This is a genomic window from Limnospira platensis NIES-39 (assembly GCF_026000695.1).
GTDB classification, from domain to species: domain Bacteria; phylum Cyanobacteriota; class Cyanobacteriia; order Cyanobacteriales; family Microcoleaceae; genus Limnospira; species Limnospira platensis.
This window is the reverse complement of record NZ_AP026945.1, coordinates 659,512-675,930: the sequence shown is the minus strand read 5'-3', so window position 1 is coordinate 675,930 and position 16,419 is coordinate 659,512. Positions and strand designations below refer to the sequence as shown.

Sequence of the window (16,419 nt, the reverse complement as noted above, 5' to 3'; positions counted from 1 at the left end):
AAAAGGGGGGGTAACCGTTTAATACAGAGTCAATGCACCAAACTGACTCATAGATGTGCCAACCGGGCTGTATAAACACTGATAATTGTATATTTCAGTAGATGCGCCTACCAACCCGTATTAAAATGAGTGATTAGGTGGCTATACCCACTTAGGACTTTTCTGCTAAAACTCCAGGAAATCTTTGACAGTTTCTAATACCTGGTCAACATCAAGGGGTTTACTCAAATAACCATCAGCCCCAGCAACCAGACACCGTTCACGATCGCCCGACATAACCATAGCCGTAACTGCGACCACTGGCACGACTTTCCATAAACTGCTTTGCTTGAGTCGGCGTATCAGTTCAAACCCATCAACCTCCGGTAGTTGAATATCCATTAAAATCAGATCAGGCAGTATTTCGGGTTTCACCATAGTTGAGTTAATCATATCCAACATTGTATTACCATCAGCAATCAACTCGACCTGATACCCTTCCAATTCCAAAACTTCAGTAATTAATAGCTGATTAAAAAGCTGGTCTTCCACCACCAAAATCCGAGGGCAGTCTACCTTATTTAACTTAGGGGTTTCTGGTTCTGGTTTAATTACCTCCTGGCTTTCGTGTTCAGGATGATAACTTTTGGCTAATTCCCGTCGCATCTCAGTTAGAGGTAGCCATACCCGGAAGCGACTGCCTTGATTAACCTGAGACTGCAAAGATACGGTGCCGCCGTGTAATTCAGCCAAACGCTTAGTTAGAAGTAATCCCAATCCCGTACCTTCATGGCGACGAGTTAGGGAAGAATCTATCTGTTGGAAAGGCTGAAATAATAAATGCCATCTGTCTTGGGGGATGCCAATACCAGAGTCCTGTACTTCCAAACATAAATAAGGGGTACTGTCATTAATGGGAGAACAGTCAGGGCGATAATCTCCATCTATCTGAGAGCCATAAGCTAGGTGTCCGCTTAATCGAACTTTACCACCTTCTGGGGTAAATTTAATGGCATTGGAGAGCAAATTAATGATAATTTGTCTGACCCGTCGCTTATCTAGCAAGGCTTGAGTGATGCGGTAGTCTGATTCTAAAGACAGGGCTAGACATTTTTTATCAGCCCGAGGTTGAACCATTTTCAGACACTCGCTACAGAGTTCGTGGATGTTAACTAACTCCAGATTTAACTCGGTTTTGCCGGATTCTATTTTGGATAGATCCAGAATGTCGTTGATCAACTGCAACAAGTGCAAACCGCTTTTTTCGATAAATTGAACTTGGTTAAGCTGGCGAGAGTTGAGAGTTCCAGAGTTTTGGCGTTTGAGTAAATCCGCAAAGCCTAAAACGCTGTTAAGGGGGGTGCGTAATTCGTGGGACATGGAGGCTAAAAATTCGGATTTGAGTTGAGAGGCGCGTTCTAATTTTTCGTTGCTTTGACGCAAGTTTTCTTGGGCTTGGGCGCGTTCTATGGCGGTTCCGAGGGTTCGACAAGCGGCAAATAACATATCTAATTGGGGATATTCCTGCATTTTGGTCAGATCCCTTGATTCGAGGGTTAACACGCCGATGATTTCTCCGTTGGTAGCGGGAATGGGAAAAATTCCTAGTTGACCAATTCCGGGATGACGAAAGGGGGAGAAGGCTTTGGGGTGGTTGGCGTAGTCTTGGACAAATATCGGTTCACCTGTTCTGACTACATCCCACAGTAGACCCTCACCGTAGGGAATGCCTTGGCTTAATAGGGCTTTCATTTCGGCGACGGCGGGTTCTCCATAGGTGGCGATAAACTGACCGGAAATTTGGTTTCCTAGCATCCCGGTGATGCGATTCTCTCCTTCTCCTAAAATTACTTTGACATCGCCAAAGGCTGCATTGGTGGTGTGTACTAGATAGTTGAGGGCAAATTGGGCGATTTTATCGAGGTTATCGGAGTCTTGTAGGCGTTCGTTTAACCCCAACAGAAACCTTAGTCGTCTCACTTCGGTATTTAGGCTCAGTTGGGTGTTGCGATAGTCTGTAATATCTCTAAAGGTGAGTAAACGCCGCCCTGATGGTGTGGTGTGGCTGTGGACTTCGAGATAGATTTGATTATGTTGTTGGATGCAAAATGAGATTTCGCCTCTGACAGAGTCGCGCAGGGTTTGTCTGAGGTGTTCCCATTCTGGCTTTGACCACAGTTTTTGGGATGTGATTTCAGCACAAATTTCATCTAGGGATGGTTGGGCGGCGAGTTGGTCAACGGAAATTCCCCAAATTGAGGCGAGTTGGGGATTGAATAGGATTAAGCGATCGCTACTGTCGAATAGGGCGATCGCCTGATCAATCTCGTTTAAAATCAAGATCTGCTCGTCTTTTAACTGCTGTATATCCATTCTCGGCCCTGAAAAAGTCCCAATTTCGGGTTAACTCACACCTACTTTATAAAACTTAACAGAAAATTGAACGGGCTAACAGTCCGCCGCCAAAGAGGGAACCAATCAGCAGCTAAACCACCCCAGGGGGCTGTCAAAAGGAATCGGCGGCTAGAGGCGCGATGAATATGCTTAGAATTACATTGAGGCGCAATCAAAGCGTCTATATAGCCTACAACCCCTATTCTACCGTTACTTAGGTGTTACTCAAAGCCATAACAGAGTAACAAGTGAGTAAAAAATGAGTAACGCTACTGATACCCCTACAGTAGGGGGAAAGGGCAACTACGATGAGAGTTACGCTAGATTCTTGAAAGCCTATCAAGACTTTAAAGGGGAATGTCCCAAAGGAGTGACACTCAAACTACAAAAGACCGGGGCTAGGTACAACCTACTATTGCAGTTTAAGCAACCACCTACCGGGAAACGGCTACCCAAAACGGCTAATCTTGAGTGTACACCTCAAGGGGTGATAGACGGGGTTAAGAAAGCTAAACTGGTATCAGAAGCCCTAGGGACTATCACTAGCGCTAGTGAATTTTGGGATTGGTACGATAAAACCATCCTAGGGAAAAATCAGATTGAGGATAATCTGATAACCTATCGGGACATCTTTAAACAAATTGAGGATGAGTATTTTGCGGGTTACAACCGCAACACAGGACGACCGCGTTCCCGCGATATCGCTAGCGACTTAGTGTCTTACGAGACTACTAAAGAGGTATTTTTCAAGTTGTTTCCTAACTGGGATGAATATCCTAGCTGGGAGAGTTTTAAGGCTATGCTATATATTCCCTTGCAGAATGGAGAACAATTAGTAGGCTCCAAAACCTTCAAGGAACGTTACTACATCTTAAAAGCCATAGCTGAGAAATCACCTAACAAAGACCATTTACTTAAAAAGCTTGAACCTATTGACCCCAAACAAACGCAATTCAAAAAGAAACAACGGATAGGCATCGATGCCTTTAAGGATTGGTGGTATAGCGCCAAACAAGAAGCCTATACTATTAAAAACCCTCGATGTCAATCATCCCGGCATAACTGGTTATGGGTGACGGGTATGGCAGTAATGTACGGACTGAGACCAACTGAAATAGCCGCTGCTGTTAATCTAACTAAACCATTTGTAACGGATGATGGTGTAATCATCAAAGCACTATCAGACCCCGATAATCAAGACAATTACTTGGTGCTAGGTGACTATGTTTACTTTACTGACGCAGAAGGTCGAAAAGTGAGTATCAAAACAGGGGGAAGGATTGTTGCTCCAATTCCCAGTCCTGAAATGTTTAAACTTCTGGAATTGAAACGACCGTTATTGCCAGAATATAGTCCCAGAAAAGGCAGTAAAACCAGAACCATAATCGGAGGATTTGACACAAGTTTTACCGAAAAAATTGCCTCAATGAAATGCCCGGTAACTCAGAAATATGCCTTTCGTAGGCTGTACAACCTGTTAGGTGAAAAGTATGGACTACCTATTGAGTTGAGAGCGAGACTTATGGGACATAGCACAATCGTCAACGAGAGTAAATATAAAACAAAAGGGATTGACGCTACCTTAGAAGTTCTCGATGGATGCTCTAAGTTACCTATACCATTGGATGTAGCCATAGAACGGTTAACAGCGTTAGGGGTTGATATTGATAGCTCTGAAGCTAAATTATTCCTTGGAGTTATCTATCAGATAGATTAATCTAATCGTCAACCTTTCATAAATTAACACCCCTAGATTAAACCCCTAGGGGTTATTTTATGGCTACAGATTGATAGATCCTACTATGGTTTTGAGTAACACCTAAGTAACGGTAGAATAGGGGTTGTAGGCTATATAGACGCTAAATATCCTTCGGGGGGCGTTAACTATAAACCCTTATCCTGACAGCGATAGCGGGTTATTACTCAACCCCTATATCCTATTGAGTTACTCAGATATTACTCACAATCTAGTCCTAGCACAGGAAAATAATTCTGTCAACAGGTTGATTACTCAGTCAACAAGCACAACTTAATTAATCTGTCAAACACTCATACCACCCCCCAACCAAACACCGATAGGGTAACTCTCTCGTGATACCCGTCAATGGCAAGCCTTCGGTTCGTAACGAACCATTGACTGCTATCACATCGTTCGTTTCCCCAATAGTGCTTGTTTCGGTTAGGGGGAGGATATGGCTCAAAAACAACCCATAGGGGGAACCCACTAGGTTATCAATGTACAACGATACCCCTATCAATGTACAACGATATCAGACCGCCTACCTGACTCCCGTAGGGAACCAGGTTATTGGGGAAATATTGAGGAGCCTACTCGCTACCAACAAAATGCGATCGCATAATCTAAACTATCTCCTACCGGAACCAACCCGATACCCCCAAACAACTTTTCACCTGGTAACTTGTTTCGTCATCTCTCGCTGATACCTACATAATCCTAGGGAATTGATTCCCCATCGAAACCGATACCTACATACCGCTAGACAAGTCTCCAATTTATAGGGGTACTGGGTTCCGCACAGGATGATTACCCCTAATAGACGGGTTAAGGTTTTGGCTTAGGGTGTTTATTGTGGGTAAATTAGAGGCAAGCATTCATATAAACTTCCAGCACTCCTGTTGCAGCACTCCTGTTAACAAAAAATATGCAAGCACCCCCTACAGTTAGAAACCATAGGGGGCCATTTAAGTTATTGGGTTAGGTGTTAGGTGTTAGGGTTTTCTCCAACCATCATCATCAATATCATCTCTGTTAATTGGAAGAGGGGGTGATTGCTTTTTATCTTCTAACTGTTTTTTACAAACTGTTGATGGCATAAAATCATTAACATATCTAATCAAATAATTTAGGCTATTTTGGATACCGTCTAACCTATTCTCAATAATTAGGTTTCCTGTATGCGTAATGAACATACTGATAATAATCGCGACAATAATTAACCCTAATTCAACTATTACCAAGTTCATTTATATTAATTTCCAAAAATGAAGTGTAAACCATTTAATTCTTTCTAGTGGAGAAAATGAAGCGTAAAAATTGCTGTACGGCGGTGATTCAATTATTTGATATTCATTAAGCCATATAATTTCACGTTTAACCATCATATTCTGCTTCACATCATTGTATGTGTAAAATTTTAACCACCCTGCCATTTTCCAGTACACGGGTACACTGTCAGCGTCAAATAATATCCTGATAAATTTACTGCCAGAAATGTCAGGTAATTTTTTAGTACCGTGTAGCTATCATCTTCTATCCTGAAATTAAGTTCATAAACTTTAAACCAATTACTTTCAGATATATCAAGTGCATTAGGCATTATCTGTTAATTTATTGTTGAGTGTTTAGCATATTTTCCAATTTGTCGATTTTTTCTGATAATTCCTGAATTGCCGCAATCACTAATGGTATCAGTTTATCATACATGATTGTTAAGTAATCTATTTTTTTGTCGTCAACTTCAGGACTATCTGTATGGTCATTTTTAACCACTTCAACTGCGTTAGGGTATATATTTTGTACTTCTTGAGCAATTAACCCAAATTGTTCTGTACTTGGATTAAAGCCATGAAATGCTGCAAGTTCATTATACTTAAACCACGTGACTGTCAATGCGTTAATTTCGCTTAACCCTAGAGTTGGTTTTGATAAAAGTGTTTTGAATTTAAGATCAGAGCTACCTTTAACGTAGTCTCCATTATCGTTAATATAAGATACATTTGTGTCTCCTACTCTAAATCTAGTATGTACTCCAGATGATGAAGAAAGAGTTGAGCTCTTTGTAAAATATGTCTGTCCGTTGTATACTTGTATTGAACATCTATCGTTAGGAACAGCTCGCCAATCGCTTTGATGAAAATTAATACCATGATATATAAATACTCTAGGATTATTATCTGCTTCTAATTGCATAGAATAATTCCCTTGATGAGAAAACGCCCAGCTATTTCCTCCAACTCTACTATTTAGTACTAAACTTGCCGAACCAGCAGTAGAGCCTATCCGGCGGATGTCAAACCCCCTCCAAACATTAAAATTAATAAGCATATTTCCATCAGGAAAACTTTCATTAGTTGCAAAATTTACTGGATTATTTGTTATGTTAAATGTTTTAATTCCTGTTAAAGTTTGATTTCCTGTAGTTCTTACTACAGTTGAATCTACATTAATTGTTCTATTAGCTGCTAATGTTCCTCCTCCTGATAAACCATCACCTGCTGTTAATGTAATATTTGAATGTGTGTGCGTTGTGGGAGTCCTAGCGTTAGATAATCTACTATCATTACCTTGACAGGCTGTGTTTGCTGTAGTGCCATAAGCAACCGCCCATGTTGTGGCAGTACTCCCATTAAAATTATTTCCAGTTAATCCCGTACCATTTGTTAATGTATTAGGAGTATTGGCAGTTATTGTTATATTGGCACTACCATTAAACGAAGTCCCATTAATTGTTCTAGCAGTTTGAAGTGCTGTTGCTGTTCCGGCGTTTCCACTTATTGACCCGGTAATTAATGAATTAAATGTTTTAACTCCTGTCCATGTCTGATTCCCAGTTGTAATTATCCCTGAATTAGTTGCACTAGCTGTAGGTAAAGTAACATTAGTTCCTGTTGATGATGTAACTACAGGACCTGCTGTTGTTCCTGCTGTTACTCCTAAATTAGTTGCTACATTTACTTGTGCGCCTGCCGCAATCCCATCCAGCTTGGTTTTATCTGCCCCCGTCATTAGACCCGCAAGCGCAGTCGTGGCACCAGGTAATACAGCATTAGTACCATCAGAACTGTTAACGGTTAACGTATTGCTTGTAGTGCTTGTAGAGAGGTTGGTGGATACGTTTGGGGCGGTGTTTCTAAACTCAGTTCCTACTAAAGTTAAGCCAGTTCCCGCAGAATAGGTTGTATTAGGAGGTGTTACCCAAACACCATCGCCGCGTAAATAGTTAGATGTACTACCATTTGTATCAATGGCAGCAACATTACCTGAATCTGTTATTTGGGATAAGGTATGTGTATGGCTAGTTGGCGTTCTAGCATTTGATAATCTGACATCGTTACCTTCTGTAACAGTTCCAGTAGTTGTTCCAAAATTTTTGTTAAACGCTGTATTTTTGGTAAAAGTAGGCTCTTTACCGTCTAATGTACTTTGAAGTCCTGTAACATTAGCAATGGTATGTGTATGACTTGAAGGAGTAAACGTTGTCGGTTTTGACGTTATTTCAGTCCAGCTATGGGAATGAGTAGATGGGGGGAAAGTGCCAGGTTTATTAATAATATTATTCCAAATTAACTCAGTTAATTTGACTAAATTAGTATTGGAGTCAATAACTGCTTGTATCCGTTCATTAGTTAAATACAGATTAACTTCACCTTCTGGCAAGTCATCGGTTGATTGCCCAAACTTACTAGAGTAAATGTTGAAATTAGTCATAACTGCCTCTATATTGAGTAATCAAATAAATGGCTAATAACTTAATACTAGCCATTCATTTGATGATTACATATTGATATATTCGATAATTGTAACGCTGATACTAGCGCTAGATTCTGCTATCGCCTGTAACTCAGTTCTACCCCACGTTATTGAGATGGTATCACCTGGCTTAACCGAAAATGCAGCGTCTGACACGCTATCACCTGTAGGGTCAAATATTAGATGTACATTGGTATTTGACCGATTCTTTACAAACACCGTTCTACCGTTACTGGTAGCATTGATAGGCACAACTTCCGTGATAGTGTTAGCAGTCAAACTTATCGCGGTAGTTTCGGGAGTTCCCGGTATTTTACTGCTCATATTTAGAGTGTCTAAATTGACAATAGAACTGTAAACTGAGAAACTCATAATAAACTCCTAAATCAAAGTAAAATTTACCAATTTATTATTTGTTCTAATCCAACAATATTGGTTACGCTATCCTCAGTTATAGCATAGATAGAAGCTGTTGATTTTAGTTCATCATCCCACCCAGCGTTAGGAGGTAAATATAGGCATTGATAAGGTACACAGTTACTGATATCACCGTGACAAAACCATACCCCTACAGAACCTACGTTTTGTAAGTGCAACCTATACCGATTAATATTTGAGGGTCTAACTAACGTGGGGGTATTGCCTATTGTCACCCCAAAATTTTCGGGTTGTGTCAATGTAGGGGTTTGAGGAACTGTATCGAGTTGATATTCAGCCATGCCCAAAATATTAATAGAATCATTGTTATGTAACTGAGTTAAACACCTAGCTTTAACTATTGAGTTGCTATCAATTGCTAAACCTTCGTTTTGATTAGTGATTAATTCAATTAACAGGTTTTCGGTGTGAATGCCTCCATAATATGGCAATTTGACAATCCCTAAATTTAACCCGTTTTCTGTTGCCATATTCCCATAAAATATCTGTAAATCTACCGCTCCCTGCAACACTTCCTGTTTTTTTTTCCACCGTTGGTAATAGCTATCTTCCGGGTAAATTTTGGGGATTTGTGATTGTGCAATATTAGGGATATAACACCTAGCGTTTAACGATGATATATAGCTGTAAATACCGATATCATATTTATATCTTTCTGTTATTAATGATTCTAAAATAGTCCCGTTAAATAACTCTATGGCGTTACTCCAGTTAGCAGCGTTTATATTAGCCGTGATATTTTTAACACCTCTCACCATTTTAACCACCTATTAATAAATTATTTTTTAGTATAATATTACTACTTTAATGTGATTATTTAAATGGTTAGAAACACAATTAACCCATGGGACCCAGACCCTACCGCTAGAATGCGAGACCCAGACCCTACTACTAGAATATGGGACCCAGACCCTACTAGGGAGCCACAAGGTAGGAAATCGTTTGGTGGTGCTAGTCAAGACCATCGTAGGGAGCCACCAAAGAGAGATGAACCAAAGGGAGGAAAAAAACCTAGGGGAAAGGGTGGCGCTGGTAGAGGTTTTGGCGGTCCTAATAGCGGTGACGAGGTAGATGATAATAAAGGTAGAAGTTCAGATAATCAAGGCGATAACGCAAGCTATTTAGATGAATTAATCGAGGAAACCACAACTGTTAAAGATGATTGTTATTATTTATTGCCCTATGCCCATCCTCGTTATGGAGAAAGTTCAGGTTACCAATCATATAACATATTGTCGGGATACGGTAATTTTGATAGGTTTGAAAAAAACGATTTTCAAACATCATTACATAAATCAAAAGATGGCGTTAGCTATACTTGGGAAGCAAGTTATGAGTATAGTAAGGTATATCGAGACTCAAGCTATCCACCAACTTTTATTAACTTAAGCCAGTTTGGGCATGGAACTTTACTACCTCGGCGGTGGCGGCGAGAATCGGAAACAATAATATGGGAGTCAATGACATCACATAATGTTATTTGTGAGTTTGAGGAACTTCATCCTGTAAATTATTATATAGAAGGAGATTACATTGAAGGCGATAATTTAAATGCGGGTCATAATCTAACCGCTATATATATTCGTGGTAAATATTTACAGACTTTTTTAAGCCTGCATACAAACCCCTGGGCTAAAATGGCTTACACGACGTATTGGTTTCTCCTTGGGAACAGAGTGACGATTGACCGCAAAACATTTGATATTGGTTGGTCATGGATGGGTGCGTCTAGATATGGCTATAAAAATAGATACTATACTTTTAAGCAAGGAACAATGAGTGCCTTAGAAAGAGCGTTTTGGGGTTTTGGAATATTCCCGTGTAAACTACAATCGCTTAATTACAATACTTGGTCAGGTTTATATGTTTATGACCCTATATGTGAAATAGAATACACTAGAAGAAAAAGAGTAACAATACCAGACATGAATGAAGAATGCTGTGGAATGATTAGAAGGATTTACGAGTTCCTAGACCCTGAATCCTTTCCGGCTGAAATGCCTGAAAAAATAACGGTTAATGCTAATAATCCAGAAAACAGAATTAAACGAATAAATACATTGCCAGAATGGTTAATGTATCGATTTGACATCGATGATGAGAGATGGGGTGAATTTGAAGTTAAAGTTGAGATTGATGATGTCAATCTAATGACAAAAGAACAGGAACACGCGGAAATCAAATTGCCTAACTTAGCTGAGGCGATAGCGGAAATATTCGGGATGGTAATGGAAATTGCCATCTCTCATCAGGTTACACAAAACGCTGTTTTAACCTGTTTACATGAAGCAGGTTTGGCGCATTCAGCAGCCTTTAAAGCTGGTAGGGAAGTCTCGGAAATATTAGACTATTTAGGATTTGAAACCGAGGAAAAATACGAGAAACTAAAAACAGCGTTTACTCCAGAGGCTGATAATTTTGAGGAACTACTAGAACCTAATGAAAGTAAAGTTAAAATCACTAATCAAAAGAACGCGAAAGAAACACTACAGACAGCCTTAAATCAAATAAAGGAAATATTCTCAATAGTTAGAGCGCAAGGTACTTTACAAGTTAATGGTAATGACCCGTCAAAAGACATATTAGCCGATTTAACTAGGTTATATGATTCAATGAAAAAACAGGATGAGATTAGAGAACAGGAAACCAATAAAGTCAAAGAATTGCTCAAGAAAGACTTTCCTGATATCAAGATAGAAACCGAGTTAATAGACGGCGATAATCCACTAAGGGAGACTCTGTAATGGTAGCCAGAAGTGCAAGAATGCTAAGGAGTACTCGTAGCTTGTCTAGCCGTCAAACCCGTAGCAGTATAGGTAGGAATGGCGTTAGACAAGTTAATTTAGCTCAGAGAACATCTACTCAAGAGATGGGTTGGTTTGGCAAGCTATGGGCAAAAATAACTGGTAAAGTAGTTGAATGGGGCAAAAGTTTTGGAGGTTGGTTATGGGAAGGAATTACTAAGTTTTTATCTAACTTTAGTTTTGAGAAAGTAGCACGATTTATCACGTCTAATTGGGATAGTTTCTGGAATTTCAACTGGAATATATCAGATGAACAGATAGACAAAAATATGATGAATATTGCTAATCAATTTATTAGTACTACCGCCGGTTTTTTGGGTAATATGGCAGGTAAATTAGTTTGTGGAGTATTGCCTACCATTGGTATTGCATTTATCAACAAAGCCGCTGCTATGCACATTGCCTTAAGCAAGGGACCTGAAATGCTTATGGAAGTATCTACAGCTTTCGGCTCATACGTTAAACAGTCATTTAACATGGCTATGAAAGCCATAGCATGGCAACTGTTTAAACATGGTAGACGGGTTGTTAAAATGTTTTTAGATAAAAGTCCTTCAACACTTGCAACGGCTATTGTTTCAATGGTTCCTGGTGGTAAAGGAACGATTGAAAAGTGGGGTGACGAAAAAGGTGAAGAATGGAGTTTCGGTAAACAGAGAAGGGAAGCTAGGGAGAAATTACCAGAAAAATATGATGGAAATATTAACAATATTTGGAATCAAGATAGTAGTGAAGAATTTTGGGAGGAATTCTCAGATAACTGTAAAGAAGCAATTATTTTAGTTGCTCAAGGATTAGATGAATATATTGCATTACAACGCATTGAGGAAAATAGACAACAACAATTAGTTAACGCGGTTGTAGAAAATGGTGGAGAGCGATTTAGACTAGTATCATCATTAAGAAACCTTCAAGAAAATGTAGCAAATGTGTTAGCTCAAACTGAAATACTAGGTAATCGTGATATGGGGCAATTTGTAGGGTCTGGAGATATCTCTGAAGTTCCGAATAGTAGTAATTTAAAAATTCAATTAACCTTTATTTTATATAACTACAAAAAACCTCCATATTGGACTAAAGAACGTAGGAGTACATTACCAAAAACTCAAATAGAACTCCCATCAGTAGAAAGAAGTAAAATAACCTGGGATAAATTACAAAGGATATTTACTCAACCTAGTAAATCAGCGTTCACAAAAGGCAATATCAAAGTAACCTGCAATATGCGAAATGGTAGGAAATTTTCATTTTTTGTGAATGAATCTAGCAAGTCAGATGCTGAACGTATTTGTAAGGATTTAGTACAATTAACAGATTCTAGTATTGTTTACCCTTTGATATTTGAGGAAAGGAAAGGTTTTGGCGGTAGGGAAAATGCGAAACGAATAAAGGAAACAAAAATGTATATATCGGAGGTCAAAATACTTAACTGGGAATTAATTGATAAGTTTGAACAAGCCAAAATCGATATGGGAGAAAGTTCCGCTTTAGCAATGTATAAAGACCCTAGGAAGTCTAAAGTAAAAATTCCTTTACATTTTGAGAATAAACCTAGCTGGGTAGATGATGTAATCAGAACAGCTACGAGGACATCGTTAGAGATGAAAACCGGGAACCAACCACCAACTACAGTCTAATGTAGTTTTCATTAAATAGAAGCTACATATATGTAGCATTTCCTTAACGAAAATATAACTAACACCAAACTGATATAGGTGTGATCTTATTACTATTGATTTATTAGAGGTAATGACTATGGCAAGCCCCGTAACTCTTAATGGTGCCACTCTCGAACACCAATTGCTAGAAGTTATTGAACAGGTTCAGAGAGCGCAAATAAACGCAACTAGAAACCCTAATGGTGTAACGGTAGTTACAGCTTATACCCGCAACATGGCAACTGGAGCTGTGACAGTATCCCTAACAATCCCTACTGATGATGTTTTGGATGCTACTAATGGCTCTATCGATGTAGAAGCCATTGCTGTTTTTGTTGACTAGGGTTCATTAACTAGGTAGACATTAACACTATTGTTGTCTACCTAAGTCTTTATTCAGTAATTAATGAGGTAAATTATGCCGTTAAGTGATGCGTTCGATAAATATAAAGAAAAATTTCTTGCTAAACTAGCGGAACCGAAAGGCACTAAACTAGGGATATCACTGATGGTTGAGGCTCCAGTAGATAAAACCTGTAAACACGTCATCCCTATGCCTATGTTGTTACTTTACAATTTAGGCTCAGACACAGTGAGTAATGAACCCGCAGAAGTCAGGGCGTTACCTATCTGGAGACCCGCATCTAGAGGTGGTAATACATCAAGTAATGCTAATAGACGAAAAGTACCAGCAGGATTAGGTCATAGCGTTGGTAAAAAGACAGGATTTTATCGTGTATTTGTAGAAGGGCCTGCTGGCGAACAAACTCCAGGAATTTGGCGTACCTATACAACGTCAGGAACTAACGCAGGTGAAAAAAAGTTGCGGTTTATTAGTTTAAAAGTTCCTAACATTTTCTCGATTAACTGCTTGCTATATGTTTTTGCGCATTATTGGACTATAAAACCATTATCACTCAGAACGCACAATAAATGGTATCAAATACCTGATAAGGCTAATTATCCATTAACTGGTTTGGGTGAACTAACGGCCGGAAAAACTAAAGCGTCTAATCTAGCATCAGGAGACCCACCTGCTAACCCTCCAAGTAAAGGCAAAAACAGTAAAGGTAAATAATCGACTACTTGTTACTAAGTATATACCCGTTAACTCACAAAATAGGATTAACGGGTTTTTTGTATTTGTTATTATTTGTACATTCTATATATACTTAATGTGATATTTGATTATTTTATAAATAAGTATAAATTGTATAATTTATGTTTATTTTTAATAAATTAATTAGATAAGATAATTTTAATTAAATACAGTGAATTCAAAAGAGCAAGGTAACTATACAGTTACAGAATCAATTGAAGGTAGCGTAACTGTAGAAAATGTAACTAATGTCAATACTAATAAAGTATTGACTCCTACAGAATACCAAGAGACGTTGAGTCGGTTTAAACAATTTACTGCGTTTTTGGAGTTGGTTAATACTTACCTTCCTTACCCCAAAACTTCATTAATTCAATCATTGACCAACAAACTCCAAACGTCGGAGATTATCAACTCAAATACCTTTTATCTGACATATTCAGAGATTGCCACACTTAAACGAGTCACCAACGCAATCCTGACGCTATTAAAAGCAGGTGGAGTAAAGCTACCTCGTAAGGTTACGGGAGCCATACAGGATGATATTAATGCACTAGAAGACCATCTATTGGGCTCTGAGAGTGATTTAGAGGATGAAGATAATGAAGTCAACCCATTTTCTAGTTGGTTAGATTAAGGCTAGTCCAAAATAAAACCACCCATATATTATCTGTTTTCAGGACTGAAAATACAGTCCTGAAAATGAATAATACCCAGGTGGCAGTCAACAAGCATCAGGAAATTATAGCATGATACCACGTCATTGGTCCGAGGTTAGGCTTAACCTACGAAACATCGCGTTAACCCCCTTGATGTATATCGGTCATTCCCTATATATCAAAGTTCCAATTTCCAGTGGAAAGTCAGGAATAACGTGGCCATCAACTTTAGTTAAGTTTGATAAGGATTTTATTGCTTATTTTATAGGCGAAATTCTTAAAAAATTAATCCCATTACATCCTGAAAAACTTGAGGAAATTTGTACAGAAGCCCTAGAGTTCTACAGGGATGAATGGAATATATATCAAGCCGAAAACGGCGGGGATAGAGAACCTGATAATCCTAATACATCTTTCGGAGTGTACCCAAAAAATGAAAAATAAATACAATGCCAGAGGAAAAAAAATAGACGGCTATTATTTTCCAAGTGTATTTGATTGTCGGGTTTATCACCTTCTACAAAAATACGATAAATCAATTAATTGTGCATCCTAAACTAACGTTAATTGAAAACAAAAAACCTTGGAAAAATATCACCTGGATTCCAGATTTTTATAGTCCGTTCTTTAATCGTTACATCGAAGTTAAGGGAGTATTAACTGATTCATTTAAGCTAAAAATGCAGTTATTGCAGTACCTTAATCCTGGCTTAGTCAATCAGTGTTGGTTTGTTATAAGGGGGACATCCTACCGATGGCAAGGCATCTCATTTATCAATATCGACGAGTTTCAGGAGATTTTAAACAACTTAGAAATTCCAAGGGCAAACAATGAATAAACTACAGGGTTATTTTCCATTGACGGTGAGTTAATAAACACCACCTATAACCCACACCTATTTGAGTCAGAAACCACTCAAATAGCCTACCGGATACTAACCCCTATAAAGGAACATAAAACCCAGGAAATCCTTGATTTAGCTTATTCCTATATGGGTTGTTATAGCCCTAGGGGGGACTACAGAGGTCACGCTACAGCAAGGTTGACAAATGAAGGCAGCCTACGAGTATCAATTGTTGGTAACCCTCAATTTTGGGAGGTATGCAAAAAAATTTCAAACGTCATAATCAATCATCAAAGGATAATTAATCATGAGTATCGGATATTACGGCAAAAAACAGGACGATAAATTTAGTTATTGCAGTGCAGTTAAGCCCGGTGAAACGGCAACCTTTCTAATTGTTGATTATGCATAATTCCGAATTAAGTCACCTCATTTATGGATATTCGGGAAAGGTGTATCAGGGGATTTTTCTAACTTCAATGATAGGGATTGGAGTTATTCCCAAGGTGATAAAGAATTAATTGCTGTACGGTTTTATATTGAAAAATACGAGACTGAATATAACGGCAAAAAACGAGAATACACCCCTACATCTCCAGAACTCGCATTGCTTAAAATAGTCGAAAGTGACTCAATGCTTACAGACGGTTCTGTGATGTTTACAGCAACAATAAATCTAAGTCAATCATCAGTCAGACCTTCTGACAGGATATTAGAGGGAAATATCGGAGACGATAATTTAAACTCTGATATTTCTAATATCTTAGAAATTGAATGTATTAATCCATTCAATCAATCTTTCGCTACTTACTCAATCGGAGATATTGACGCTTTCATTGAATCCAAAACTAAAAATAAAGCAGGATTTAATGGAAAGGCAAAATACAAAACCTTCGAGGAAAGGTTAACAGAAGGGGCTAAGGTTTTGGATTGTGACCCTAGCTTTGAGAGTCTTTATAACAAGGTTAAACAACTTGATTCTAATGTATTAATTGCATTAATTGAATTACTGCGATTAATGTAGTCACAAATAAATCCCCCCTAAATATTTA

Annotated in this window: 15 protein-coding genes and 1 pseudogene; 10 read left to right on the top strand and 6 right to left on the bottom strand. The window is 38.6% G+C overall.

What is annotated here, in order from left to right:
- Positions 1-165: 165 nt before the first annotated feature.
- Positions 166-2,352 carry an ATP-binding protein gene (locus N39L_RS03480; protein ID WP_006617590.1) on the bottom strand — a complete coding sequence of 729 codons (2,187 nt, stop codon included), beginning with the start codon at positions 2,350-2,352 and terminating at the stop codon, positions 166-168.
- A gap of 280 nt (positions 2,353-2,632) precedes the next feature.
- On the opposite strand from N39L_RS03480, the gene N39L_RS03475 reads away from it, so the two are divergent.
- Positions 2,633-4,090: a hypothetical protein gene (locus N39L_RS03475; RefSeq protein WP_014274325.1), complete on the top strand. Its 1,458-nt coding sequence runs from the start codon at positions 2,633-2,635 to the stop codon at positions 4,088-4,090.
- Between the two features lie 518 nt (positions 4,091-4,608).
- Positions 4,609-4,815 carry a hypothetical protein gene (locus N39L_RS03470; RefSeq protein WP_014274323.1) on the top strand — a complete coding sequence of 69 codons (207 nt, stop codon included), beginning with the start codon at positions 4,609-4,611 and terminating at the stop codon, positions 4,813-4,815.
- A 288-nt stretch (positions 4,816-5,103) separates the two neighbouring features.
- Here N39L_RS03470 and N39L_RS03465 read toward each other — a convergent pair whose 3' ends face one another.
- The 5 genes from N39L_RS03465 to N39L_RS03445 form a co-directional block, all read right to left on the bottom strand.
- Entirely contained in the window at positions 5,104-5,358 is a 255-nt protein-coding gene (locus N39L_RS03465; RefSeq protein WP_014274322.1) for a hypothetical protein, read from the bottom strand.
- A 170-nt stretch (positions 5,359-5,528) separates the two neighbouring features.
- Positions 5,529-5,711: a hypothetical protein gene (locus N39L_RS03460; protein ID WP_126277469.1), complete on the bottom strand. Its 183-nt coding sequence runs from the start codon at positions 5,709-5,711 to the stop codon at positions 5,529-5,531.
- 11 nt (positions 5,712-5,722) lie between these two features.
- A complete protein-coding gene (locus tag N39L_RS03455) occupies positions 5,723-7,822 on the bottom strand; it encodes a tail fiber domain-containing protein (RefSeq protein WP_014274320.1) in 2,100 nt (699 codons plus the stop codon).
- 66 nt (positions 7,823-7,888) lie between these two features.
- Positions 7,889-8,236, bottom strand: coding sequence for a hypothetical protein (locus tag N39L_RS03450; RefSeq protein ID WP_014274319.1), 348 nt, complete (start codon positions 8,234-8,236; stop codon positions 7,889-7,891).
- Positions 8,237-8,262: 26 nt separating this feature from the next.
- The gene (locus N39L_RS03445; protein ID WP_014274318.1) at positions 8,263-9,060 is read right to left on the bottom strand and encodes a hypothetical protein; all 798 of its coding nucleotides are present in this window, start codon (positions 9,058-9,060) and stop codon (positions 8,263-8,265) included.
- A gap of 63 nt (positions 9,061-9,123) precedes the next feature.
- On the opposite strand from N39L_RS03445, the gene N39L_RS03440 reads away from it, so the two are divergent.
- From N39L_RS03440 to N39L_RS03405, 8 genes and pseudogenes are all read left to right on the top strand, one after another.
- Positions 9,124-11,046 carry a hypothetical protein gene (locus N39L_RS03440; protein WP_014274317.1) on the top strand — a complete coding sequence of 641 codons (1,923 nt, stop codon included), beginning with the start codon at positions 9,124-9,126 and terminating at the stop codon, positions 11,044-11,046.
- A gap of 41 nt (positions 11,047-11,087) precedes the next feature.
- Entirely contained in the window at positions 11,088-12,743 is a 1,656-nt protein-coding gene (locus N39L_RS03435) for a hypothetical protein (protein WP_014274316.1), read from the top strand.
- 118 nt (positions 12,744-12,861) lie between these two features.
- The gene (locus N39L_RS03430) at positions 12,862-13,107 is read left to right on the top strand and encodes a hypothetical protein (RefSeq protein WP_014274315.1); all 246 of its coding nucleotides are present in this window, start codon (positions 12,862-12,864) and stop codon (positions 13,105-13,107) included.
- A 75-nt stretch (positions 13,108-13,182) separates the two neighbouring features.
- The gene (locus N39L_RS03425) at positions 13,183-13,842 is read left to right on the top strand and encodes a hypothetical protein (protein ID WP_014274314.1); all 660 of its coding nucleotides are present in this window, start codon (positions 13,183-13,185) and stop codon (positions 13,840-13,842) included.
- A gap of 193 nt (positions 13,843-14,035) precedes the next feature.
- The gene (locus N39L_RS03420) at positions 14,036-14,500 is read left to right on the top strand and encodes a hypothetical protein (protein ID WP_014274313.1); all 465 of its coding nucleotides are present in this window, start codon (positions 14,036-14,038) and stop codon (positions 14,498-14,500) included.
- Between the two features lie 112 nt (positions 14,501-14,612).
- Complete coding sequence (locus tag N39L_RS03415; RefSeq protein WP_014274312.1) at positions 14,613-14,966, top strand: hypothetical protein; 354 nt, start codon at positions 14,613-14,615, stop codon at positions 14,964-14,966.
- Positions 14,956-15,361, top strand: a pseudogene (locus N39L_RS03410) (DUF1064 domain-containing protein). The gene N39L_RS03415 and the pseudogene N39L_RS03410 overlap by 11 nt, the downstream one beginning before the upstream one ends.
- A 640-nt stretch (positions 15,362-16,001) precedes the next feature.
- Positions 16,002-16,391: a hypothetical protein gene (locus N39L_RS03405; RefSeq protein WP_231851946.1), complete on the top strand. Its 390-nt coding sequence runs from the start codon at positions 16,002-16,004 to the stop codon at positions 16,389-16,391.
- The last annotated feature ends 28 nt before the right edge of the window (positions 16,392-16,419 follow it).

What these genes read in the sequence shown, in the direction of transcription:
- N39L_RS03480 (WP_006617590.1), bottom strand. Translation starts at nt 2,352, where the DNA reads ATGGATATACAGCAGTTAAAAGACGAGCAGATCTTGATTTTAAACGAG.
- N39L_RS03475 (WP_014274325.1), top strand. Translation starts at nt 2,633, where the DNA reads ATGAGTAACGCTACTGATACCCCTACAGTAGGGGGAAAGGGCAACTAC.
- N39L_RS03470 (WP_014274323.1), top strand. Translation starts at nt 4,609, where the DNA reads ATGTACAACGATACCCCTATCAATGTACAACGATATCAGACCGCCTAC.
- N39L_RS03465 (WP_014274322.1), bottom strand. Translation starts at nt 5,358, where the DNA reads ATGAACTTGGTAATAGTTGAATTAGGGTTAATTATTGTCGCGATTATT.
- N39L_RS03460 (WP_126277469.1), bottom strand. Translation starts at nt 5,711, where the DNA reads ATGCCTAATGCACTTGATATATCTGAAAGTAATTGGTTTAAAGTTTAT.
- N39L_RS03455 (WP_014274320.1), bottom strand. Translation starts at nt 7,822, where the DNA reads ATGACTAATTTCAACATTTACTCTAGTAAGTTTGGGCAATCAACCGAT.
- N39L_RS03450 (WP_014274319.1), bottom strand. Translation starts at nt 8,236, where the DNA reads ATGAGTTTCTCAGTTTACAGTTCTATTGTCAATTTAGACACTCTAAAT.
- N39L_RS03445 (WP_014274318.1), bottom strand. Translation starts at nt 9,060, where the DNA reads ATGGTGAGAGGTGTTAAAAATATCACGGCTAATATAAACGCTGCTAAC.
- N39L_RS03440 (WP_014274317.1), top strand. Translation starts at nt 9,124, where the DNA reads ATGGTTAGAAACACAATTAACCCATGGGACCCAGACCCTACCGCTAGA.
- N39L_RS03430 (WP_014274315.1), top strand. Translation starts at nt 12,862, where the DNA reads ATGGCAAGCCCCGTAACTCTTAATGGTGCCACTCTCGAACACCAATTG.
- N39L_RS03425 (WP_014274314.1), top strand. Translation starts at nt 13,183, where the DNA reads ATGCCGTTAAGTGATGCGTTCGATAAATATAAAGAAAAATTTCTTGCT.
- N39L_RS03415 (WP_014274312.1), top strand. Translation starts at nt 14,613, where the DNA reads ATGATACCACGTCATTGGTCCGAGGTTAGGCTTAACCTACGAAACATC.
- N39L_RS03405 (WP_231851946.1), top strand. Translation starts at nt 16,002, where the DNA reads ATGCTTACAGACGGTTCTGTGATGTTTACAGCAACAATAAATCTAAGT.